The sequence below is a fragment of the Amycolatopsis thermoflava N1165 genome, from assembly GCF_000473265.1.
Classification (GTDB): domain Bacteria; phylum Actinomycetota; class Actinomycetes; order Mycobacteriales; family Pseudonocardiaceae; genus Amycolatopsis_E; species Amycolatopsis_E thermoflava.
The window spans coordinates 3,384,779-3,407,438 of sequence record NZ_KI421511.1 but is presented as its reverse complement, the minus strand read 5'-3'; the positions used below and the strand labels follow the sequence as shown (position 1 = coordinate 3,407,438).

The 22,660-nt window shown below is 72.5% G+C and carries 19 protein-coding genes; 16 read left to right on the top strand and 3 right to left on the bottom strand.

The annotated features are described in order from the left end of the window. Positions 1-20: 20 nt before the first annotated feature. Entirely contained in the window at positions 21-497 is a 477-nt protein-coding gene (locus AMYTH_RS45105) for a cytidine/deoxycytidylate deaminase family protein (RefSeq protein WP_084022615.1), read from the bottom strand. A gap of 32 nt (positions 498-529) precedes the next feature. On the opposite strand from AMYTH_RS45105, the gene AMYTH_RS0116980 reads away from it, so the two are divergent. The 11 genes from AMYTH_RS0116980 to solA all read left to right on the top strand — a co-directional run bounded on the left by AMYTH_RS0116980 (position 530) and on the right by solA (position 13,356). Beyond that, positions 530-1,759, top strand: a complete 1,230-nt coding sequence (locus AMYTH_RS0116980; protein WP_027931341.1) for a metal-dependent hydrolase family protein — start codon at positions 530-532, stop codon at positions 1,757-1,759. Then, positions 1,756-2,526: an ATP-binding cassette domain-containing protein gene (locus AMYTH_RS45100; protein WP_051362712.1), complete on the top strand. Its 771-nt coding sequence runs from the start codon at positions 1,756-1,758 to the stop codon at positions 2,524-2,526. The genes AMYTH_RS0116980 and AMYTH_RS45100 overlap by 4 nt, the downstream gene beginning before the upstream one ends. Then, the gene (locus AMYTH_RS0116970) at positions 2,523-3,317 is read left to right on the top strand and encodes an N-acyl homoserine lactonase family protein (RefSeq protein ID WP_051362711.1); all 795 of its coding nucleotides are present in this window, start codon (positions 2,523-2,525) and stop codon (positions 3,315-3,317) included. Before AMYTH_RS45100 ends, AMYTH_RS0116970 begins: the two co-directional genes overlap by 4 nt. 91 nt (positions 3,318-3,408) lie before the next feature. Beyond that, the gene (locus tag AMYTH_RS0116965; protein WP_084022614.1) at positions 3,409-5,097 is read left to right on the top strand and encodes an ABC transporter substrate-binding protein; all 1,689 of its coding nucleotides are present in this window, start codon (positions 3,409-3,411) and stop codon (positions 5,095-5,097) included. Further along, a complete protein-coding gene (locus AMYTH_RS45095; RefSeq protein ID WP_084022613.1) occupies positions 5,094-5,945 on the top strand; it encodes an ABC transporter permease in 852 nt (283 codons plus the stop codon). The genes AMYTH_RS0116965 and AMYTH_RS45095 overlap by 4 nt, the downstream gene beginning before the upstream one ends. Beyond that, entirely contained in the window at positions 5,942-7,000 is a 1,059-nt protein-coding gene (locus AMYTH_RS0116955) for an ABC transporter permease (RefSeq protein ID WP_051362710.1), read from the top strand. Before AMYTH_RS45095 ends, AMYTH_RS0116955 begins: the two co-directional genes overlap by 4 nt. Next, positions 6,990-7,976, top strand: a complete 987-nt coding sequence (locus AMYTH_RS0116950; protein ID WP_027931337.1) for an ABC transporter ATP-binding protein — start codon at positions 6,990-6,992, stop codon at positions 7,974-7,976. Before AMYTH_RS0116955 ends, AMYTH_RS0116950 begins: the two co-directional genes overlap by 11 nt. After that, a complete protein-coding gene (locus tag AMYTH_RS0116945) occupies positions 7,973-8,740 on the top strand; it encodes an amidohydrolase family protein (protein ID WP_027931336.1) in 768 nt (255 codons plus the stop codon). Before AMYTH_RS0116950 ends, AMYTH_RS0116945 begins: the two co-directional genes overlap by 4 nt. Continuing rightward, positions 8,733-9,524: a creatininase family protein gene (locus AMYTH_RS47085; protein WP_051362709.1), complete on the top strand. Its 792-nt coding sequence runs from the start codon at positions 8,733-8,735 to the stop codon at positions 9,522-9,524. Before AMYTH_RS0116945 ends, AMYTH_RS47085 begins: the two co-directional genes overlap by 8 nt. A gap of 14 nt (positions 9,525-9,538) precedes the next feature. Then, positions 9,539-10,984 carry an aldehyde dehydrogenase family protein gene (locus tag AMYTH_RS0116935; RefSeq protein ID WP_209440771.1) on the top strand — a complete coding sequence of 482 codons (1,446 nt, stop codon included), beginning with the start codon at positions 9,539-9,541 and terminating at the stop codon, positions 10,982-10,984. Beyond that, positions 10,981-13,356, top strand: coding sequence for an N-methyl-L-tryptophan oxidase (gene solA, locus AMYTH_RS45085; protein ID WP_209440770.1), 2,376 nt, complete (start codon positions 10,981-10,983; stop codon positions 13,354-13,356). The genes AMYTH_RS0116935 and solA overlap by 4 nt, the downstream gene beginning before the upstream one ends. Positions 13,357-13,361: 5 nt before the next feature. Here the strand turns inward: solA and AMYTH_RS0116925 are convergent, their stop codons facing one another. After that, positions 13,362-14,051: a GntR family transcriptional regulator gene (locus AMYTH_RS0116925; RefSeq protein WP_027931333.1), complete on the bottom strand. Its 690-nt coding sequence runs from the start codon at positions 14,049-14,051 to the stop codon at positions 13,362-13,364. Between the two features lie 63 nt (positions 14,052-14,114). On the opposite strand from AMYTH_RS0116925, the gene AMYTH_RS0116920 reads away from it, so the two are divergent. Genes AMYTH_RS0116920 through AMYTH_RS0116900 form a run of 5 tightly spaced genes read left to right on the top strand, consistent with a single transcriptional unit; the run spans position 14,115 to position 20,899 of the window. Further along, positions 14,115-14,765, top strand: a complete 651-nt coding sequence (locus AMYTH_RS0116920) for a cyclase family protein (protein WP_027931332.1) — start codon at positions 14,115-14,117, stop codon at positions 14,763-14,765. After that, a complete protein-coding gene (locus AMYTH_RS0116915) occupies positions 14,762-16,192 on the top strand; it encodes a gamma-glutamyltransferase (protein WP_027931331.1) in 1,431 nt (476 codons plus the stop codon). Before AMYTH_RS0116920 ends, AMYTH_RS0116915 begins: the two co-directional genes overlap by 4 nt. 2 nt (positions 16,193-16,194) lie before the next feature. Beyond that, positions 16,195-18,090: a primary-amine oxidase gene (locus AMYTH_RS0116910; protein WP_027931330.1), complete on the top strand. Its 1,896-nt coding sequence runs from the start codon at positions 16,195-16,197 to the stop codon at positions 18,088-18,090. An 8-nt stretch (positions 18,091-18,098) separates the two neighbouring features. Then, the gene (locus AMYTH_RS0116905; RefSeq protein WP_027931329.1) at positions 18,099-19,400 is read left to right on the top strand and encodes an aromatic ring-hydroxylating dioxygenase subunit alpha; all 1,302 of its coding nucleotides are present in this window, start codon (positions 18,099-18,101) and stop codon (positions 19,398-19,400) included. After that, complete coding sequence (locus AMYTH_RS0116900; RefSeq protein WP_157360618.1) at positions 19,397-20,899, top strand: glutamine synthetase family protein; 1,503 nt, start codon at positions 19,397-19,399, stop codon at positions 20,897-20,899. The genes AMYTH_RS0116905 and AMYTH_RS0116900 overlap by 4 nt, the downstream gene beginning before the upstream one ends. A gap of 537 nt (positions 20,900-21,436) precedes the next feature. Here the strand turns inward: AMYTH_RS0116900 and AMYTH_RS0116895 are convergent. Then, a complete protein-coding gene (locus AMYTH_RS0116895) occupies positions 21,437-22,612 on the bottom strand; it encodes an NAD(P)/FAD-dependent oxidoreductase (protein ID WP_027931327.1) in 1,176 nt (391 codons plus the stop codon). Positions 22,613-22,660: the final 48 nt, after the last annotated feature.

Sequence of the window (22,660 nt, the reverse complement as noted above, 5' to 3'; positions counted from 1 at the left end):
GAGGCCCGGCCTTGCTCCGATCACCACGCGCGGGGGTTCTTCCCGGGCATCAGTTCGCGGACCAGGACCCGCCGGGCCACGCCGGGAGCGGGCGCCGCCGCGCTGAAGCCGACCGCGGTGACCTCGCCGCCGGGTGCGGCCGGCGTGCTGCCCTCGTGGATGTAGATGGAAGCGTCCGGGCAGTAGTCGTACAAGAGTTCGCGGCACAGGCCACACGGCGCGATGACGCGGATCGTCCCGGACGGGCGGTAGAGCACCGCGAGCACGGCCTCCACCTCGCGTTCGCCCGCCGTCAGAGCGGCGCCCAGCGCGATGCCCTCCGCGCAGATCGACGACCGGCCGGCCGAGCCCGCCACGTGCACGCCGGTGAACACGTGCCCGCCCCGGGTTCGCAGCGCCGCCGCGACCTCGTGCCGTTCGTGCCGGTAGGTGCGGGCGAGCAGGCCGGACGCGTGCTGCCAGAGGTCGGTGTCGATCACTCCGGGATACAATTCCATACGAATAGGATCCCATTCCGCTGGAGCGTCCAGTGACCGGCCCGGTCCTGCTGACCGGCGGCCGGCTCGTCGACGGCACCGGACGACCCCCGCTCGACGAAGCGGCCGTGCTCGTCGAAGGCGGCCTCATCACCTGGACCGGGCCGCGGGTTCACGCGCCCAAGGCGGACACCACGATCGACGTCGCCGGCGGCACGATCCTGCCCGGCTTCTTCGACTGCCACACCCACCTCACGATGCGGCCGGGCGAGGGCTCCGCGATCGACCGGATGACCGCGCCGCAGAGCCTGCGCGTCCTGCAGTCCGTGCCGAACCTGCGCGACACCCTGTACGCCGGGGTCACCTCCGTCCGCGACCTCTCCGGCGCCGATCTCGGCACGAAGCTCGCCGTCGAGCGCGGGCTGGTCGAGGGGCCGCGGGTGCAGGCCGCGATCCGGATCCTGAGCATCACCGGTGGCCACGGCGACTGGCGCAGCGCGAACGGCGTCGACCTCACCGGCGGCTCCGGCGGCGGCGTGGTCGCCGACGGGCCCGCGGAGTTCGTCCGCGCCACCCGCGCGGTGCTGCAGGAGGGCGCCGACTGCGTCAAGATCGCCGCGTCCGGCGGGATGAGCAGCCCGCGCGGCGAGCCGGGGCACGGCGGGCTCACCTTCGACGAGATCAAGGCCGTGGTCAGCGAGGCCGAGCGTCACGGGAACGTGCCGGTGGCCGCGCACGCGCAGGCCGGCTCCGGCATCCACGACGCCGTGGTGGCCGGCGTGCGCAGCATCGAGCACGGCTACCTCGTCGACGACCGCACCATCGAGGAGATGCTGGCCCGCGGCACCTTCCTGGTGCCGACACTGTCCACTTTGACCCGGGAGCCGGAGCCGGACACCGCGCCGTGGGTGCTGGACAAGCGCCGCCGGTGGACCGCCGCCGCTCGCGAACGGCTCGCCGCCGCGTTCGCCGCCGGGGTGCCGGTCGCGCTGGGCACCGACGCCGGGCTCGTCCCGCACGGGTCGAACCTGCGCGAGCTGGCCCTGCTGGTCGAGTTCGGCCTGAGCCCGATGGCCGCGATCGTCGCCGGCACCGCGAACGCCGCCCGGCTCTGCGGCGTAGCGGACGAGCTGGGCACCGTCGAACCGGGCAAGCGCGCCGATCTCGTGGTCGCCGACGGCGACCCGCTCACCGGAATCGGACTGCTGTCCGACCCGGACCACGTCGTGCTCGTCGTCAAGGACGGGCGGATCGCCAAGGACACGAGGAGACCCACCGCATGAGCGAGTACCTGCTGGAAGCACGCGACGTGCACATCACCTACGGCGCCAAGCACGCGGTGCGCGGGGTCAGCCTGGGTGTGCGCCCCGGCGAAACCCTCGGCGTGGTGGGGGAGTCCGGTTCGGGCAAGTCGAGCCTCGGCCGCGCGATGGTCGGGCTGGAACGGCTGCACGCGGGCGAGATCGTCTACGACGGCACCCCGCTGTCGCCGAAGCTCAGGCTGCCGCGCGCGGTCCGGCTGGACCTGCAGATGGTGTTCCAGGACCCGGCGAGCGCGCTGAACCCGCGCCGCAAACTGGGCCGCGCGGTCGCGGAAGCCGCCGCGGCGCGAACCGGCAAGCTGCCGGCCAGGGACGAGCTGGCCGCGCTGTTCGCCCACGTCGGCCTGGACGCGTCGTTCCTCGACCGCTACCCGTCGCAGGCCTCCGGCGGTCAGCTGCAGCGGGTCGTGCTCGCCCGCGCGCTCGCGGTGCGGCCGAAGGTGCTGGTCGCCGACGAGCCGGTGTCCGCTTTGGACGTCTCGGTGCAGGCGCAGGTGCTCAACCTGCTCTGCGACCTGCGGGCCGAGCTGGACCTGTCGATCGTGTTCGTCTCGCACGACATCGCGGTCGTCCGGCACATGGCCGACCGGGTGGCGGTGATGTACCAGGGTGAGCTGGTCGAATCCGGTGACGCCGAGGAGTTGGTCGCGAACCCGCGGCATGAGTACACGCGCGCGCTGCTGGAGGCCGTGCCGGACCCGGACGTCGTCGGCGCCCTCGCGTCGTGACGTTGTTCGCCGTCAAGGGCGACCCGCTGGGCCTCCACCCGTTCGTGCTCGGCTACGAGCCGATCCCGGAGGCGATGTCGGTCGAGGGCGGTGATCCGGCGCGGTTCCTGCTCGAACCGGTCACCGCGGCCGCGGTCGTGTACCCGGGCGGCGCGTGGGTCCTGCTCGACACCGGGTTCAACGTGGACACCGTGCGCGACCCGGAACGCCGGGCCGCGCAGTACAACTACGACAGCTACACCGCGGTCGTCCCGCCCGGCGACCCGCTGGCCGACCAGGTCCGCGACGCCGGGCTGGACTGGCCGCGGCTGGCCGGCTGCGCGATCTCCCACCTGCACCTGGACCACTCCGGCGGCCTGCGGCTGCTGGAGCACGGGCCGCCGGTGGTCCTGCAGCGCGCGGAATGGCAGTTCGCCGCCACCGCGACCCGCGCGGACGCCTACGCGCCCGGCGACTACCTGCGGCCCGGGCTGGACATCCGGCTGATCGACGGTGACACGGTGCTCGCGCCCGGGCTGAGCGCGCTCGACACCCGCGGGCACACGCCCGGCCACCAGTCGTTCCGCGTCGACCTGCCCGGCACGACCGTCGTGCTGGCCTGCGACGCGGCCGACCTGCGCGTCAACATCACCGCGCGGCGCCGCTGCGGCTGGGCGGCCGATCCCCGTGCGGCGCAACGGTCCGTGGAGCGCCTACACGAGCTGGACCGGCTCGACGGCGTCGAGGTCTGGCCCGGCCACGACCCGGACTGGCCCGTCTGGCGCACCCGCGGATTGTATCCAGCGCGTTAACAACGGATCCGAACTGTAGAGAAGTGGATCCAATCTGCTTAGTGTCTTGCCGTACCCCACCCGCACTGCCCGGCCCCAGTGGAGGACCCCCATGAGCGAGAAGCCAATGCGTGACGAGGACGGTCGGCCGATCCTGCCGGTCGCGCTCAGCCGACGGGGCTTCCTCGTCCGGGCAGGCGTTGTCGGTCTCGCCACCATGCCGCTCGGCGCGTTCCTGACCGCGTGCAGCCAGAGCACCGGGGAGAGCGGCGCCAACGGCGAGATGGCCAAGCTGCGCAAGGGCGGCACCGTCACCTTCGCCATCGACGGCACCAACGGCGTCCTCGACCCCGCCGTGTACACCACACTCGGCGACTGGATGGCCGTCGACTGCGTGTGCCGCGGTCTGACCACCATCGACTTCAAGACCACCACACCGGCCATGGCGATGGCCGAGAGTTCGCAGATCTCCGACGACGGCAAGACGCTCACCTTCACGCTGCGCCAGGGCGTCACCTTCCACGACGGCTCGGTCTTCACCGCCCAGGACTGCGTGCGGTCGTTCAACCGGCAGCTGCTCGACCAGGACCCGTCCCGCCCGTCGAACTCGACCCGCCCGCTGCGCGGCTCGACCAACCGCAGCATCACCGAGGTCCGCGCGGTCGACGAGCGCACCTTCCGGATCAGCCTGAACCAGCCGGACCTGACCTTCCTCTCGCGCCTGACCGACATCTCCACCCGGATCATCTCGGCCGCCGCGCTGGACAAGTACGGCGCGAACATCGGCCAGAACCTGGTCGGCGCCGGCCCGTTCAAGCTGGTCTCGGCGGTGCCGCAGCAGTCCGTCACGCTGGAGGCCTACGATGGCTACTTCGGTGGCCGCCCGCTGATCGACCGCTTGGTGCTGCAGCAGGTGACCGACCCGTCCTCGCTCAACGCCGGCCTGCAGAGCGGGCAGATCACCGCGTCCTCCTTCGTCGCGCACTCCTCGGCGAAGTCGCTCGCCGCCAACCCGAAGGTCAAGGTCTACGACACCCCGCGCCGGCTCGCGGTGTTCCTGCTGATGAACACCACCGACCCGGCCCTGTCCGACATCCGCGTCCGGCAGGCGGTCAACCTGTGCGTCGACCGCGCGCAGATCGCGCAGAACGCGTTCTTCGGCTACGCCAACGCGCCCAAGGGCTACATCCTCCCGGTCGGCCACGTGGGCTACGACGAGTCGCTGGCCGACCTGACCGCCACCGACGTCGCCAAGGCCAAGCAGCTGATCACCGAGGCCGGCGCCACCGGCCGGGCCGTGGAGCTGATCGCGCAGAACAACAACTGGTACCCCAAGGCCGCGCAGATCCTCGAGGAGAACCTCAAGGTGATCGGGCTCGTGCCCACCGTGCGGCTGTTCGACCCGGGCACGTTCTCCGGCAAGGTGTTCGACCTCAAGGGCCACCAGATCGCGTTGTGGGAACGCAATGGTTACGTGCCCGACCCGGAGGACCTGGTCAACAACATGCTGTCCTCGGCGGGCAGCTACGCCAACCGCGGCACCGGCCACGCCGCGCTCGACCCGGACAAGGTCAAGCAGCTCGACGCGATGCTGGTGCGCGGCCTGCAGACGGCCGACCCGGAGCAGCGCAAGGCCGCCTACACCGAGGCGCAGCGGTTCTTCGCCGACAACTTCATGGCCATCTCGATGGTCGTGCACGCGCAGAACATCGTGGCGGGCAGCGCCGAGCTCGGCGAGATCAACCCCGAGGCGCTGTCGAGCCAGCGGATGCAGATGGAGAAGGCGGGTTTCGCGGAATGATCGCCATCCCGGTGGCGGGACGCTGGTCGCGGCGGCGGCTGGCGCGCCGCCCGCTCGCCGCGGCCGCGTGGGCGGTGCTCGCGTTGTACGCGGTGGTCATCCTGATCGGCCCGCTGGTGATCCCCGGCGACCCGCTCGCGCAGACCAGTGATCAGCTGCTGCCCGCGTTCTCGCCGGGGCACCTGCTGGGCACCGACGACCTCGGGCGCGACCAGCTGCTCCGGCTCCTGCACGGCGGGCAGCCGCTGCTGCTGGTGTCGATCGCGAGCACCGCGCTGGCCACGGTGATCGGCACCGCGCTCGGCATGGTCGCCGGTTTCTTCGGCCGCGGCGCGGACACCGCGGTGATGCGGGCGATGGACATCGTGCTCGCGTTCCCGCTGGTGCTGGTGGCGATCCTGATGGTCGCGGTGCTCGGCGGCGGCGCGGTCAACATGACGATCGCGATCACGATCTCGCAGGTCCCGTACTTCGCGCGGCTGGCCCGCAACCTGACGCTGCGCGAGCGCACGCAGGACTACGTCCGCTCGGCACGGGCGCTGGGGGTTTCCCGCGCCACGGTGCTGGGCCGGGAGATCCTGCCCAACCTGACCGGATCGCTGCTGGTGCAGGCGACGTCGACGCTCGCCGTCGCGGCCGGCCTGGCTTCGGCGCTGTCCTACCTCGGGCTCGGGCTCAACGCGTCCACCCCGGACTGGGGCTACATGGTGAAGGCGGGGCAGGAGTTCATGTTCTCCAACCCGGGGCTGGTGCTGGTGCCCGGCCTGCTGATCACCGTGTTCGCGGTGGCCTGCAACTTCGCCGGTGACGACCTGTCCGACGCCTTCGACACCGGGAGCCGCCGATGAGCGTCACTGAACTGGCCCCGCCGAGGCGGGGTGCGGGCCTGGTGAAGTCGCCGGTGCTGCGACGGCTGCTGCTGGTGCCGGTGATCTCGTTCGTGGTCGTCGTGGTCGTGTTCCTCGTCGTGCGCGCGCTGCCCGGCGACGCGGCGCAGCTGCTGACCGCGACGATGAACGGCGCCACCCCGCAGGACATCGAGCAGATGCGGCAGAACCTCGGCCTCGACGGGTCGCTGTGGTCGCAGTTCGGGACCTACCTCGACGGGCTGGTGCACCTGCGGCTGGGCGAGTCGTTCTACTCCGGGCGCTCGGTCGCCGAGCTGCTCGGCGCGGCGCTGCCGGTGACCGTCGAGCTGGCCGTCGCGGCGGCAGTGGTGTCCACTGTGGTCGGTGTGCTGACCGGGATCCTGGCCGCCCGCCACCGGAACACCTGGATCGACTCGGTGATCCGCGGCGGCGCGACCGTCGGGTTCAGCCTGCCGTGGTTCGCGCTCGCCGTGCTGGCGATCGTGGTCTTCGGCGTGTGGCTGGAGTGGCTGCCGATCTTCGGCCGCCTGCCCAACACCGTCGACTACGAGCCCACCACCGGCTTCGTGCTCCTCGACTCGGTGCTGCAGGGCCGGTTCGACCTGATCGGGCCGTGGCTGGAGCACCTGACGCTGCCCGCGTTGACCCTGGCCGCGACCAGCGCCGGGTTCGTCTGCCGCATCACGCGGGAGGCCTACCTGACCGCGTCGGCGCAGGGGTTCGTGCGGACCGCCCGGATGAAGGGCCTGTCCGAACGGCGGATCGCGCTCGGGCACGTGCTGCGCAACGCCGCGGTGCCGATCCTGACCGTGTCCGGGCTGCAGTTCGGCTCGCTGCTCGGCGGCGCGGTGATCACGGAGGCGGTGTTCTCCTACCCCGGCGTCGGCAGCCTGCTGGTGGAGGCGGTCAACCGCCGCGACTACTTCCTGGTGCAGGGCACCGCGCTCGCGATCGGGCTGATGTTCACGCTCGTCAACGCGATCGTCGACCTCGCCGTGCTGGCCATCGACCCGAGGACCCGCCGTGCCCACTGAAGCCCTCACCATCAGCGAGCTCCGCGTCGGTTTCGGCGCCGGCGACGACCGCGTGCTCGCCGTCGACGGCGTCGACCTCGCGCTGACGCCCGGCCGGGTGCACGCGCTGGTCGGCGAGTCCGGCTCGGGCAAGAGCGTCACCGGGCTGACCGTGCTCGGCCTGAGCCGCGGCCGGAACACGTCGATCTCCGGCGAGATCGGCTACGGCGGGCAGAACCTGGCCGCGCTGTCCGAGAACGGGCTGCGGCGGCTGCGCGGCAGCGAGCTGGCGATGGTGTTCCAGGACCCGATGACCAGCCTCAACCCCCTGCACCGGGTCGGCAGGCAGATCGCCGAAATGGTGCGGCTGCACGACGGGCTCGGCAAGCGGGAGGCCGCCCGCCGCGCCGTCGGCCTGCTCGACGAGGTCGGCATCCCGGACCCGGAGAAGGCCGCGCGGGCCTACCCGCACGAGTTCTCCGGCGGCATGCGGCAGCGCGTGATGATCGCGATCGCGCTGGCCTGCCGCCCCAAGGTGCTGATCGCCGACGAGCCGACCACCGCGCTGGACGTGACCATCCAGGCGCAGATCCTGCGGCTGATGCGCACGCTGTGCCAGGACTACGGCACCGCCGTGCTGCTCGTGACCCACGACCTCGGCGTGGTGGCGCAGTACGCCGACGAGGTCAGCGTGATGTACGTCGGCGAGATCGTCGAAACCGGCGCGGTGACCGAGGTACTGGCCGCGCCGCGCCACCCCTACACGCAGGGCCTGCTCGGCGCGATCCCGCGCCTGCGCGGGCCGAAGGCGCAGCGGCTGGCCACGATCCCCGGCTCGGTGCCGGTGTTCACCGCCGCCACCGCGGCCGTCACCGGATGCCGGTTCGCCGCGCGGTGCGCGCACCAGCACGACACGTGCGCCGACGCGCCGCCGATGCGCGAACTGGGGCCGGGGCGGGGCTACCGCTGCTGGCTGGACACGAAGGAGACCCGTTGATCATCGACGCGTACAACACCGCGCAGAACGAGCGTGGCCGCTCGGACTACCTGACCGGCGTCAAGCCGGGCGAGGCGCCGCCGCCGCACACGCCGTTCGACCCGAACCGGCTCTTCGAACGCATGGACGCGGCCGGTGTCGACAAGGCGATGGTCTGTTCGCTCGCGCAGCGCATCGAAAACGACTTCATCATCGAGCTGAGCACGAAGTTCCCGGAGCGGCTGTTCGGGTTCGGCCAGGTCCGCCCGCAGGACGACGACGCGATCGCCGAGGTCGAGCGCATCGCCGACGCCGGACTGCCCGGCCTGAAGCTGCATCCCACGCTGCACGGCTACTTCTTCTCCGATCACGGCCTGCTCGACCCGGTCTACCGGGTGTGTGCCGATCGCGGGCTCATCGTGCTGGTCAACGCGCTGGACGACCCGTTCTGCCACCCGCTGGCGATCGAGGAGATCGCGAAGGGCTTCCCGGGGGTGCCGACGATCATCGCGCACATGGGCGCGGTGTGGAACGTGCCGGACGCGATCACCGTGGCCGAGCGCAACGCCAACGTCTATCTGGACACCTCGGCGACCCTGCTGTCCGACGTGCGGCGCGCCTACGGGCGGCTCGGGCCGGAGAAGATCCTGATGGGCACCGAATGGCCGGGCCACGACTTCGACCTGGAGCGGATGAAGATCGGCAAGGCCATCACCGACGACGCCGACCGCGCGCTGGTCGAGGGCGGCAACATGGCGCGGCTGTTGGGGATCGCCGATGCGTGAGCCCGAAGTCTCCCCGGAACTGGCCGCGGAACTCGGCGGCAGCGGCGCCCCGGTGCGCTGGGAACGGCTGACGGCGCCGGAAACCGCCGAGGTCGTCCAGGCCACCGACGCCGTCATCATCCCGGTCGGCGCCACCGAGCAGCACGGGCAGCACATGGCGCTGTGCGTGGACACCGAGGTGACCACTCACGTCGCGCTCGGCGTGTCCGCGCTGACCGGCGTGCCGGTGGTGCCGGCCCTGCAGTACGGCGTGTCCGGCTCGCACGGCGGGCTGCCCGGGACGATCGCGCTGCGCCCGGAGACCATGATCGCACTGGTCGAGGACGTGATCGATTCGCTGTACCGGTGCGGGTTCCGGCAGTTCATCCTGCTCAACGGGCACACCTGGAACGGCGGCGCGCTCGACGTGTCGGCGGAGAAGCTGCGCACCCGCTACGACGACGCCCGCGTCCGCTACCTGGCGTACGTGACGATGTACCCCGGGTCCGAAGTGGACGGCCGGGTCACCTACGGCCGGGCGCTGATGCACGCGAACTTCTTCGAGACCTCCCTGATGCTGCACATCGACCCGGACGCGGTGCACATGGAGCGCGTGGTGTCGCTGACCGACGTGGACAGCTTCTGGGACTACCGCACCGACCAGGTCAGCCGCAGCGGCGTGTGGGGCCGCGAGATCGACCAGGCCACCGCCGAACACGGCGCCGCCGAGACCGCGCGGTGCATCGAGACGACGGCGCGGGCGGTGGCCGCCGCGGTGGCCGAACCGTGGCCGCAGCCGCGATGAGCGAGGGGAACGCAGTGACACAGACCATCAGCAGGCCCCGGATCGCCGAGGTCGAGCCCATGCTGCTCGGCGGTGACTGGACCACCGGCGACGGCGACCTGATCCCGGTGCTGGACCCGGCGACCGAAGAGGTCCTGACCCGCGTCGGGCTGGCCGGACCGTCCGAAGTGGATGCCGCGGTGCGCGCGGCGTCGGCAGCGCACGAGGACGGCCGCTGGCGGCGGTTGCCGCCGGAGCGGAGGCGGGACGTGCTCGTGAGGCTGGCCGCGCTCGTCGAGGAGGCCGCCGAGGAGCTGGCCGTGCTGGAAACCCTGGACAACGGCAAGCCGATCGAGCGGGCGCGCGGGGACGTCGGCCTCGGCCTGGACGCCATCAAGCACTTCGCCGGGGCGCCCGTGCGGCTGACCGGAACCGTGCACGCGGGTGCGCCCGACCGGCACGTCTACACCCTGCGGCAGCCCGTCGGGGTGGCCGCGCTGGTGCTGCCGTGGAATTTCCCGTTCATGATCGCCGCGTGGAAGCTCGCGCCCGCGCTGGCCGCCGGCTGCACGGTCGTGATCAAACCGGCCGAGCAGACCCCGCTGACCGCGCTGCGGCTGGCGGCGCTGTGCCTGGAGGCCGGGGTGCCCGAGGGCGTGGTCAACGTCGTCACCGGCGACGGCCACACCGGCGCTGACCTGGTGCGGCATCCGGGCGTGGCGAAGGTGTCGTTCACCGGGTCGACGAAGGTGGGCCGCGAGGTGATGGCCGCCGCGGCGGCGCGCACCGTGCCGGTCACGCTGGAGCTGGGCGGGAAGTCGCCGGACATCGTCTTCGCCGACGCCGACCTGGAGCGGCTGCTGCCGATGCTGTCGCGCACGATCTTCGCACACTCCGGGCAGATGTGCACCGCGGGCAGCCGCCTGCTGGTGCACCGCTCGATCGCCGCCGAGGTGTCGGCCGAACTGGTGCGGATCGCCGAGAACCTGAAGATCGGTCCGGGGTTGTCCGGTGGGGTGACCGTCGGGCCGCTGGTGTCGGCCGCGCAGCGGGACCGCGTCGCGGGGTTCCTGGAGCTGGGCGAGGGCGAGGTGCTCACCGGCGGCGAGGTGCTGCCCGGGCCCGGGTTCTTCGTGCAGCCGACCGTCCTTTCCGGACTGTCGCCGGAGGCGCGAGCGGTGCGGGAGGAGATCTTCGGGCCGGTGCTGACGGTGTTCGAGTTCGACACCGACGACGAGGCGCTCGCGATGGCCAACGACTCCGAGTACGGCCTCGCGGCCGGGGTGTGGACCCGCGACCTCGGGCGGGCACACCGGATGGCGGCGGAGCTGGCGGCAGGCACGGTGTGGATCAACACCTACAACGAGTTCCGCTCCGCGGTGCCCTTCGGCGGGATCAAGCAGTCCGGCTTCGGGCGGGATCTCGGCGACGAGGCGGTCGAGGGCTTCACGGTCCTCAAGAGCGTCACGGCGGCCTGGTGACGACCGCGGGCGGGGTGGACGTCGCCGCCGAGCGGGCCAGGACACCCGGCGCCACCACGGGACACCACTTCAACGCCGCCGGCGCAGCGCTCCCGGCGGCAGGCACGGTCGCGACCGTCGTCGCGCACCTGGAACTGGAAGCCGCGATCGGCGGCTACGAGGCGGCATGGCAGGCCGCGCCCCGGCTGGACGGGGTCTACCGGCTGGCCGCTTCCGCGCTCGGCGCGCGGCCCGACGAGATCGCGCTGGTGGAGAGCGCCACCGCGGGCTGGCAGCGCGCGGTCGCGGCGCTGCGGCTGCAACCGGGGGACCGGGTGCTGGCCGCGCGGTCCAGCTACGTCAGCAGCGCGCTGCAGCTGCTGAGCCTGGAGCGGGAAACCGGCATCAAGGTCGAGCTGCTGGACATCGCGCCCGACGGCGGGGTGGACCTGGATTCGCTGGCGCGGGCGCTGAGGTCCGGGCCGGTCGCGCTGGTCACCGCCGCGCACGTGCCCACGTCGTCCGGGCTGGTCGAGCCGGCCGAGCAGATCGGTGCGCTGTGCCGGGCCGCCGGGGTGCCGTTCCTGCTCGACGCGACGCAGTCGCTGGGGCAGCTCGAGGTCGACGTGCGCCGGATCGGCTGCGATCTGCTGGTGTCGACCGGCCGGAAGTTCCTGCGCGGGCCGCGCGGCACCGGGCTGCTGTACGCGTCGGGGGAGATGGCCGGGCGGCTCGCGCCGGTGTCGCCGGACGTGCGGGGCGCGAGCTGGACGCACGAGCGGGACTGGGTCGTGGCGCCGGGCGCGCGGCGGTTCGAGCTGTGGGAGGCCGCACACGCGCTGCGGCTCGGGCTCGGGGCGGCGCTGGCGGACCTCGCGGCACTCGGCGCGCCGGTGGTCGCCGCGCGGCTGGCGGCGCTGGGGTCGGCGCTGCGTGCCGAGTTGTCCGGTGTGGACGGTGTGCGGGTGGTGGACCCGCCGGGGGCGGGCGGGGCGATCGTGACGTTCGCGGTGCCCGGGATGCCTGCCGAGCGGGTGCGGGCCGGGCTGGCCGCCCGCGGGGTGCACCTGGTGACCGTGCCGGCCGCGCACGGCCGGTGGGACCTCGCCGCGCGGGACCTGCCCGCGGTATTACGCGCTTCGGTGCATGTATACAACGACGACGCGGATATATACGCGCTGGTCGAAGCGGTGCGGGAGATCATCGCCGCAGACCGGCCGGTGGCCGCGCCCGTGGTGCCGGAGCCGGACCCGTTCGCGCGGATCCTGGAGCGGCCGCGGGTGGTTTCGCGGCCGGAGCCGGAGGTGCTCGACGCGGTGGTGGTCGGGCTCGGCGTGCACGGCCGGGCGACGCTGCACGAGCTGGCGCGGCGCGGGTTGCGGGTGGCCGGGCTGGAGCAGTTCCGGCTGGGCCACGACCGCGGCTCGTCGCACGGCGCCACCCGGATGATCCGGCGGGCGTACCCGAACCCGGTGTGGGACGGGCTGGTCGGCGATGCGTACGAAGGCTGGGCGCGGCTGTCGCGGGACGCCGGGGTGCCGCTGGTGCGGACCACCGGCGGGCTCTACGCGCGGCCGCCCGGGGAGCCCGCGGGGTTGCGCGGGCCGGGGTGCCGGGAAGTGGACGCCGCCGAGGCCGCGGCCCTGTTCCCGGCGCTGCGCCTGCCCGACGGCTGGCGCGCGGTGCACGACCCCGCGGCCGGTGTGGTGGACGCCGAGGCGGCAATGCGCGTGCAGCTGAAGCTGGCGGTCGCCGCCGGTGCGCGGGTGCACGAGCGGGAACCGGTGCTGGACTGGCGCCACGAGTGCGACCTGATCGCGGTGCACACGCCGCGGGCGCGGTTGCTGACTCGGCGGCTGGTGGTGTGCGCGGGCCCGTGGATCGGGCGGCTGCTTCCCGGGCTGGCGCCCGAGCTGACCCCGGTGCGGATCGTGAACGCGTACTTCCCGGGCGGGGATTTCGCACCGCCGCGGCTCGGGTGCTTCTCGGCCGAGTTGCCGGAGGGGCTCGCGTACGGGATTCCGGCGGTGGACGGCCGGGGCGTGAAGATCGGGTTGGACGCGGGGCCGGTGATCGACCCCGCCGAGCCGGTGGCGCCCGCGTCGGCCGCCGAGCTGGGGCTGCTGTCGTCGATCGCGGCGCGGCTGCTGCCCGGAGCCGGGCCCGTCGGCGAGCACGTGGTCTGCCGCTACACGATGACGGCCGACAAGCGGTTCCTGGTCGGCCCGGTGCCAGGGCAGCCGGGCGTGCTGGTGGCGAGCGCGTGCTCGGGCCACGGGTTCAAGTTCGCCCCCGTGATCGGCGCCGCGCTGGCCGACCTGGTGACTGGGGTGGCCCGCACGGACCTGGACTTCCTGTCCCCGGCCCGGCTCACCGCGCAGGACGTGCGGTGAGCCGGTCAGGGGTGGAACACCGTGCGCGACCGGCGTTCGTACCAGGCCGCCAGGTGCTCGCCGGAGGAGATGATATGCGCGTGCATCGCCTCGCGGGCCGCGTCCGCGTCGCCGGCTCGCAGGGCTTCGATGATCGCGTCGTGCTGGGACACGTTCTCCTGCCGGTGGCGTTCGCTGCCGGCCAGGGCCAGCGACGACACGTTGCGCGGGAAGCTCTCGTTGATGCGCGCCACCATGGCCGTCAGCCACTCGTTGCCCGCCGCCGCGCAGATGACCGTGTGGAACGAGTCGTTGGCCGCCCGCGTCTCCAGCGAGCTGTCGTCCGTGCCCTCCAGCGCCCGTCGCAGCACGTCGTTGTCGTCGGCCAGGTTCTTCAGCTGCGTGCGGGTGATGCGGTCCGCCGCGCGCCGCGCCGCCATGCCCTCCAGCTCGGCGCGCACCTCGTAGGCCTCGCGCACCTCCCACGGCGTCGGCACGCGGATCACCGCGCCGCGGTTGGGCAGCACCTCGATCAGCCCGCCGTTCTGCAACTGCCGCAACGCCTCCCGGATGGGCGTGCGGCTCACGCCGAACTCGGCGGCGAGCGCGGCCTGCCGCAGCGGCGCGCCGATCGCGAACTCCCCGCTCATGATGCGGGCGCGGATGGTCGCGGCGATCTCGTCGACCAGCGACTCGTCGGACTGGGGGGTCGGCATGCGGACCTTCCGGTTCGGTGGATCCAAAAGAATTAAGTTCGTATCCAATAAGGAGGATAGCCCGTGTACCTCGATCCTGAGAAGGCCATCGACATTTCCGTGCCGATCCACCCGGGCATGCTGCACTGGGGACGCCGCCCCGAAATCGAGGTCGTCGAATCCCGGTCGGCGGGCCAGCCCTCCAACGTCAGCCGCTGGCGGATCGGCGCCCACACCGGCACGCACATCGACGCGCCCGCGCACTTCGTCGACGGTGGCCCGACGGTAGACCAGGCCGACCTCACCGCGCTGTTCGGCCCGGCCCGCGTGCTGGACCTGACTTTCGTGCGCCACTCGATCACCGCCGCCGACCTGACCAAGGCCGGCCTCGGCGACGAAGGCCGCGTGCTGCTCAAGACCACCAATTCGGCGACCGTGCTGCGCTCGCCGTGGAAATCGCCGCATTGGGTCGGCCTCGCGCCCGATGGCGCGCAGTTGCTCATCGAGGCGGGGGTGAAGATGGCCGCGATCGACTACCTTTCGATCGAGGACACCGACCACACCACGCACTGGGAAACCCACCAGTTGCTGTGCGGCGCGGGCGTGCTGATCCTGGAGGTCGCCGATCTGCTGCACACCGACCCCGGCGTCTACTACCAGGTTTCGCAGCCGATCCCGTTGCAGGGCGCGGAAGCCGCACCGGCGCCGACGCTGCTGTTCCCGGTGGACTCGTGAACCGCGTCGCGATCGCCGCGCCGCATTCCGCCGCGGTGCGGGCCGCGGAGGGGGCCGTCGAGGCCGGGGGCAACGCCGTGGACGCCGCGCTGGCCGCGGCTGCCGCGCTGACCGTCGTCTACCCGCACCAGTGCTCGCTCGGCGGCGACCTCGTCGCCCTGCTGCACCTGCCCGGCGGGACGGTGCGCGCGGTGCTGTCGGTCGGCGCCGCCGGATCGGGTGCGGACGTGGATGCGTTGCGTGCTCAGGGCTCCCGCATGCCCGGCCAGGGGCCGGCGAGCGTCACCGTGCCCGGGGTGGTCGCGGGGTGGGAGGCGCTGGCCCGGCACGGGAACCTGCCGCTCGGTGTGGCGCTGGGGCACGCGGCGCGGCTCGCGCGCGACGGGGTGCCGATCGCGCCGGGCCTGGCGCAGGCCATCGAAAACCGGCGGGACGCGGTGCTCGCCGACCCTGGCCTGCGTGCGTTGTGCACCGGGGACACCCTGGTGCAGCCGAACCTCGCCGCGACCTTGGACTCGCTCACCGCGGAGTCATTCTATCGGGGCGAGATCGCCGCCCGGCTGGTCGCGTTCCTCGACGGCAGCGGACTGTCCACGGTGGACTTCGCCGCGCACGAGGCCGAGATCACCGATCCGCTGACGCTCGACGGCCGCTGGTTCGCGGCGCCGCCGCCGAGTCAGGGTGCGAGCCTGCTCGCCATCCTGTCCGGCCGCGGTGACCTGGTCGAGCGGTGCCGTCGCGCGGTCGCCGCCCGCGACCGGCACCTGGGCGACCCGAAGGCCGGATCGGTCGACCTCGACGCCCTGTTGCGCGCCGACGCCCCGTTGGGGGCGACGACCGCGGGCCGGGCGGCGGGGGACACCGTCGCGGTCACGGCGGTCGGGGACGACGGGCTGGCGGTGTCGCTGATCCAGAGCGTCTACCAGTCCTTCGGTGCGGGCCTCTGCGATCCGGCGACCGGGATCGTCCTGCACAACCGCGGTTCCGCGTTCAGCCTGGAACCCGGTCATCCCGCCGAGATCGCGCCGGGCCGCCGCCCGCCGCACACGCTCTGCCCGGTGCTGGGCGTCGCCGACGGCGTCCTGCTCGCCGCCGGGTGCCAGGGCGGCCGCGCGCAGCCCCAGATCCTCGCCCAGACCGTGCCCTGGCTGCTGGACCCGGCCACCGACCCGGCCGCGGTGCTGGCGCGCCCGCGGTGGGTGGTCGGCGCCCGCGACCTGGGCTACGCGGTCGAAACCGTGCTCGCCGAGCCCGGTTCCGCGCCAGGCGCGACCGGACTGCCGGTCGACGTGGTCGCCGGACTCGTCGACGAGGCGGGGCACGTGCAGGTGGCGCGCCTGGCGGGCACGCGGCTCGACGCCGCATCCGATCCACGGGCCGACGGCGCCGCCGTCGTGTCCGGACAGCACGAGGAGGACGAATCGTGAGCATGCTCGCGCCCGCCGGCGCGCAGGCCCCGGCCCACCCGATGGACCCGCTGACCCCGGCCGAACTGGCCGCCGCCGTCGCCGCGATCCGCGACAGCGGCAAGGTCGGCCCCGGCGCCCGCTTCTGGGGCGTCACGCTGGACGAGCACCACGCCCGCACCGGCGCGGACCGGAAGGCGCGCGTGGTCGTCCTGGACCCGGAGGCGCACGCCGCCCACGAGGTGGACGTCCTGCTCGGCGAGCCCGCGCAGGCCGTCGCGTGGCGGCCGCTGGACCCACGCAACCCCGGCATGACCTCGGAGGAGGCGCGGACCGCGGCCGCCGCCTGCCGCGCGGACCCGGAGTTCCGGGCGGTGCTGGCCAAGCGCGGGATCACCGACATGTCGCTGGTGATGATCGACCCCGAGTCCATCGGCGGGTTCGAACCGCCCGAGTACGCCGGCCGCCGCCTCACCTGGGGCAGCGTGTGGCTCAAGACCTCGCCGGAGGACAACCACTACGCCCGCCCGGTGCAGGGTGTCGTGCCGATCATCGACATGGAGCGCATGGCGGTGCTGCGCGTCGAGGACCACGGCGAGGTCCCGCTCGCCATGGAGCCCGGCGACTTCACCGCCGCCGCGCACCCGCCGCGCACCGACCTCAAGCCGATCGACGTCGTGCAGCCCGACGGACCGAGCTTCACGGTGCATGGCAACGAGGTGCGCTGGCAGAACTGGTCGTTCCGCATCGGTTTCACCCACCGGGAAGGGCTCGTCCTGCACGACCTCGCGTTCACCGGACGGCCGGTGGTGCGCCGGGCGGCGGTCAACGAGATGTACGTGCCCTACTTCGACACCAGCTCCACCCAGTACCGCAAGAACTTCTTCGACTGGGGCGAGTACGGCGGCGGCCCGCTGACCAACTCGCTGGAGCTGGGCTGCGACTGCCTCGGCGTGATCCACTACTTCGACGCCGCGGTGGTCGGCGGCGACGGCGAGGCCCGCGTCATCCCCAACGCCATCTGCATGCACGAGGAGGACGACGGGATCCTCTGGAAGCACCACGACGGCCGCCGCGGCACCACCGAGGTGCGCCGCTCGCGCAAGCTGATCGTGTCCAGCTTCGTCACCGTCGCCAACTACGACTACGGCTTCTACTGGAACCTGCACCAGGACGGCTCGATCGACCTGGAGATCAAGATGACCGGCATCCTGTCGGCCACCGGCATCGGCGACGACGAGGACCCGCCGTACGCCCGCAAGGTCGGGCCGAACGTGGCCGTCACCAACCACCAGCACTACTTCGCGGTGCGGCTCGACATGGCGGTCGACGGGCCGCGCAACCGCCTGGCCGAGGTGTGCGCCGAGCCGGAACCGGACCCGGCGCTCGACCCGTACGGCAACGCGGTCCGCACCGGGGTGCGCGTCATCCGGCGGGAGAGCGAGGCCGCGCTGACCACCGACGCGTCCCGGGCGCTGCACTGGCGGGTGGAGAGCGCCGAGCGCACTAACCGGATGGGGGAGCCGACCGCGTACCGGTTGTTCGTGGACAGCACCGCGCGGTTGCCGGTGCGGGAGGACAGCGTGTGCGCGCGGCGGGCACCGTTCGTCGGCAAGCAGCTGTGGGCCACCGCCTACGACCCGGAGCGCCGGTTCGTCGGCGGCGAGTACCCCAACCAGGCCGAGCCCGGTTCGGACGGGGTGCAGGTGTGGCAGCGCGAGGACCGCTCGCTGGACGGCGCGGAGCTGGTGCTGTGGGCCACGGTCGGCTCGCACCACTTCCCGCGGCCGGAGGACTGGCCGGTCATGCCCGTCGCGAAGGCGCGGCTCCGGCTGGAGCCGGACGGGTTCTTCGACCGCAACCCTGCGCTGGACGTGCCGCCGCCGGTCAGCTGCCACACCTCGGACCACTGCCACTAGGAGGCGCCGTGCTCTCGCGTGAAGACAACGAGCTGGTGACCCGCACCGGACCGGGCACGCCGGCGGGGAGCCTGCTGCGCGCCTACTGGCAGCCGGCCGCGCTGGTGTCGGAGATGTCGACGGAGCGGCCGGTGAAGGCGTTGCGGCTGCTCGGCGAGGACCTGGTCCTGTACCGGCAGGGCGACGGCTGGGCGCTGGTGAGCCGGTTCTGCGCGCACCGCGGTGTCGACCTGTCGTACGGGCGGCTGGAGGACGGCGGGCTGCGGTGCCTCTACCACGGCTGGCTCTACGGCGCCGACGGCCGCTGCCTGGAGCAGCCCGCCGAACCGGAGCACAGCCGGTTCCACGAGAAGGTGCGGATCGCGGCGTACCCGTGCCAGGAACGCAACGGCATCATCTTCGCCTACCTCGGTGGCGGCGCCCCGCCGCCGTTCCCGGACTACGACTGCTTCACCGCGCCCGAGGAGTACACGTTCGCGTTCAAGGGCCTGTGGGAGTGCAACTGGCTGCAGGGGGTGGAGGGCGGTATCGACCCCAGCCACGTGTCGTTCTTGCACCGGTTCATCGAGGAGGACCCGCGGGAGACCTACGGGCAGCAGTTCGCCGAGGAGGTCGCGGGCACCGGCAAGACCCTGTCCAGCATCGTCGGTGAAAGCTACCGGCCGGACATCGAGGTGGAGCAGGCCGAGCACGGGTTGCGGGTGTTCGCGGTGCGGACCCTCACCGAGCGGCTCAAGCACGTGCGCGTGACGAACCTGGTGTTCCCCAACGCGTTCGTGGTGCCGTTCGGCAACGACAAGGTGTTCTGCCAGTGGCACGTGCCGGTGGACGACTTCAACCACTACTGGTTCATGATCCTGTACGACTTCCGGGACGTCACCGACAAGGAGACGTTGCTGCGGCAGCGGATGGCGGGTGTGACGCTGCCCGACTACCGGTCGGTGCGCAACCGCGACAACGACTGGGGTTTCGACCCGGCCGAGCAGCGCTCCACCACCTACACCGGGATGGGGCTGGACATCAACGTGCACGACCAGTGGGCGGTGGAGAGCATGGGCCCGGTCCAGGACCGCACGGTGGAGCGGCTGGGCGTGTCGGACCGGGCGGTGACGGCCAACAGGCGGCTGCTGCTCAAGGCGATCGCCGCGCACGCGGCGGGCAAGCCGGTGCCTGGGATGGCCACCGACGGCGGCACCCTGCGCGGTCCGCTCGCGGTGGACACGGTCGCGCCGGCCGCGGACTGGCAGCAGCACTGGCGGGACGCCGAAGCCAAGCGCCGGGCGGAGTCGCCGTGGGCGGTGCGGGGGTGAGGGCCCGGTCGGTCGACGAGCGGCCGGTGTCGGAGGGCGGCGGGGGAGCCCGTCCGATCCTCGACGCGGACCGCGGCGGTTTCGTGGAGCGGCACGCCCTGTGGGGTGACGCCGAGTACGCCGCGGCGGCCCAGGTGCGCCGCGTGATGGACGAGCAGGGCATCGAACTGGTGCGGCTGTCCTTTTGCGACCAGCACGGTTCGTTGCGGGGCAAGACGCTGACGAGGGACGCGGTATGGCCGGCAATGCGTGACGGTTGTACCGCGCCGTCGTCGCTCGTGCTGAAGGACACCTCGGGCAAGTCGGTGTTCCCGGTGTTCACGCCGGGCGCCGGGATCGGGGTCGACGGGCTGGCGTTCGCCGGTGACGTGGTCCTGGTGCCGGACCCGGCGACGTTCCGCATCCTGCCGTGGGCGCCGCGCACCGGCTGGATGCTGTGCGATCTGGTGTTCCCGGACGGCGCCGCGGTGCCATTGTCCACACGGGAGCTGTGCCGGCGCACGCTGGCGGATCTCGCGGGTCACGGGTACGAGCTGAACGTCGGGGTGGAGCTGGAGTTCCACGTGTTCCGCGCCGTCGCCGACGACCGTTCGCCGTCGCGGCCGGGGCAGCCCGGCGAGCCGCCCCGGACAGCCCCACTGACCCGCGGCGCGCAACTGCTGCACGAGGAGGGGCTGGACGAGGTCGACGAGGTGGTGCAGTTCCTGTCCGACGGGCTCACCGCGCTGGACCTGCCGCTGCGGTCGATCGAGCTGGAGTTCGGGCCCAACCAGCTGGAGGTGACACTCGCGCCGCGGACCGCTCTGGCCGCCGCGGACGCGGTGGTGTTGTGCCGCAGCGCGATCCGCCAGCTGTGCAAGCGGAACGGTTACCACGCGACGTTCATGTGCCGCCCGATCGGGGCCGACACGGCGTCGGCGGGCTGGCACCTGCACCAGTCGCTGGTGGCGGGCGGGGTGAACGCCTTCGTGCCGTCCCAGCCGGGCGAGGTCCTGTCCGACGTGGGACGGCACTACCTGGCCGGCTTACTCGACCACGCGGCGGCGGCCGCCGTGTTCACCACGCCGACGATCAACGGTTACAAGCGGTACCAGCCGTACTCGCTCGCGCCGGACCGGATCGTGTGGGGCGTGGACAACAAGGGTGCGATGGTGCGAGCGGTCCCCGCCGGAGGTGCGACCAGGCTGGAGAACCGGTCCGGGGAGCCCGCCGCCAACCCGTACCTGTACGTGGCGTCGCAGGTCGTCAGCGGCATGTCCGGAATGGCAGGGCGATCAGAGCCGGGCCCGCCCACGACCACCCCGTACACCGCCGACGCCCCCGGCCTGCCGACCAGCCTGATGGAAGCACTGGACGCACTGGAGCGCGACCCGGTGTTCGCCAAGGCCTGGGGACCCCAGGTAATCGACTGGTACACCAGGATCAAGCGGGCAGAGGCAGACCGATACCTCGCGGAAGTTTCGCAGTGGGAGCAACGCGAATACTTCGGCCTGTTCTGACCTCAACGCAAGCCGGCAACCAAAAGCAAGCGGCCAGCCCAACCAGACCTCCCCCTCCCCGAACGCAAGCCGGCAACGCAACAGCACCGACCATCGAACCAGACCTCCCCCGCCCCCGATCCACAGCCGATCTTTAGTCGCCGATCAGCGGGGTCAAGGTACTCTTTCCCGCCTTGACGCCGCTGCTCGGCGACTGAAACACAATCAGGCATCGGGGGCGGGGGTGGTCGGAAGGTGACCTTCCGGCGCCGTGAGGCGCTTTTCGCGCGAAGGCGCGGGTTTAAAGATCAAAAGATAGTCCTCGCCGGACGGGCAGGCTCCGGGATGACCTAGAGGTGCCTCGTCTCACCTTGGCGAGGTGGCTGGGTGGTCATCCCGTCGCCTTCCGGTTTGTGCATATCACCTTGAGCCAGGGCCGCAAGGTTGGCATTTGATCCGCCGGTGAGGACGGAGGTTGCGGCCCTGGCTCAAGGTGATGGCGCCGGTGTCAGGCGACGGGATGACCACCCAGCTACCTTTGGGTCCAGGCTTCCCGCGTCAAGCCGCCTGGTTCGTGACGGCCGGCGCCTGGTTCCGCACCCGTTCGCGGCGCTTCTCGTCCTTCGCCCACCACTGCCGCTTGCCCGGGTGGCGCGCCTCGTAGCCCAGCTGCCACACGATGCTCCGGCAGATGACCTCCTTCACCAGCGCGCCGAACCTGCCGCCGATGAAGCTCGACTTCGCGGTGTCGTCCTTCGTCGAGAACTGGAAGATGCCGTGCCGGCGGCCCAGGCTGATGCACATCCCGGCGAACCCGACGTCGACCGGCGCGGGCTCCTCGCCCGCGATCCGGGCCAGTACCGTCCGCGCGGCCTGCGGACCGACCTGGACGGCGGCCTGGCAGCTCATCCGCACCGGCAGCCCCGACGGCGCCGCCGAGTCCCCGGCCGCGACGATGCGCTCGTCGTCCACGCTGGTCAGGGTCTCGTCGGTGAGCAGGCGGCCCAGCGCGTCGGTGGTCAGGCCGCTGCGGGCGGCGAGGTCGGGGACGCCGAACCCGGCGGTCCAGATGGTCACGCCGGACAGCAGCGCGCGGCCGTCGCTGAGCTGGACGGCGTCGCGCGTCACGGCCGTCACCGTGGGCCCGTCGAGCACGGTCACGCCCAGCTTTTCCAGGCGCCGGGCGACCGAGCGCCGCCCCTTCGGGTGCAGGTACGGGCCGAGCTCGCCACCGCAGACCAGCGTCACGGCGCGACCCTGCCCGGCCAGCTCGGCGGCGGTTTCGATGCCGGTCGGCCCGCCTCCCACGATCGTCACGGTCGACGCCGCGTCGAGCAGCGGCCGCACGCGCTCGGCTTCTTCCAGCGAGGCGATCGGGTGGGCGAACTCGGCCGCGCCGGGCACGCCCGGGTCGGCGCTGCCGCTGCCCACGGCGTAGACCAGGTAGTCGTAGCCGAGGGTGTCGCCGCCGGCCAGCGTCACCCGCCGCGCGGTCGCGTCGATCCGGGTCGCCGTGTCCACGACCAGCCGGACGCCCGGGGCCAGCACTTTCCGGTAGTCCACGACCGCCGGGCCGGTGCCGCCGGCCAGCTGGTGCAGTCGGATCCGGTCGACGAACTCCGGGCGCGGGTTGACCAGGGTGACGGTCACGTCGCCGCGCTGCGTCAGCCGGTTCGCCGCCATGACTCCGGCGTAACCGCCGCCGATCACGATCACTTCGGTGTTGCCGCTCATGGTGTCTCCTTCGCAGAGGGTCGACCATCTGACAAAGCGGCTCCCGGG

What these genes read in the sequence shown, in the direction of transcription:
- AMYTH_RS45105 (WP_084022615.1), bottom strand. Translation starts at nt 497, where the DNA reads ATGGAATTGTATCCCGGAGTGATCGACACCGACCTCTGGCAGCACGCG.
- AMYTH_RS45100 (WP_051362712.1), top strand. Translation starts at nt 1,756, where the DNA reads ATGAGCGAGTACCTGCTGGAAGCACGCGACGTGCACATCACCTACGGC.
- AMYTH_RS0116965 (WP_084022614.1), top strand. Translation starts at nt 3,409, where the DNA reads ATGAGCGAGAAGCCAATGCGTGACGAGGACGGTCGGCCGATCCTGCCG.
- AMYTH_RS45095 (WP_084022613.1), top strand. Translation starts at nt 5,094, where the DNA reads ATGATCGCCATCCCGGTGGCGGGACGCTGGTCGCGGCGGCGGCTGGCG.
- AMYTH_RS0116955 (WP_051362710.1), top strand. Translation starts at nt 5,942, where the DNA reads ATGAGCGTCACTGAACTGGCCCCGCCGAGGCGGGGTGCGGGCCTGGTG.
- AMYTH_RS47085 (WP_051362709.1), top strand. Translation starts at nt 8,733, where the DNA reads ATGCGTGAGCCCGAAGTCTCCCCGGAACTGGCCGCGGAACTCGGCGGC.
- AMYTH_RS0116925 (WP_027931333.1), bottom strand. Translation starts at nt 14,051, where the DNA reads ATGCCGACCCCCCAGTCCGACGAGTCGCTGGTCGACGAGATCGCCGCG.
- AMYTH_RS0116910 (WP_027931330.1), top strand. Translation starts at nt 16,195, where the DNA reads ATGCTCGCGCCCGCCGGCGCGCAGGCCCCGGCCCACCCGATGGACCCG.
- AMYTH_RS0116895 (WP_027931327.1), bottom strand. Translation starts at nt 22,612, where the DNA reads ATGAGCGGCAACACCGAAGTGATCGTGATCGGCGGCGGTTACGCCGGA.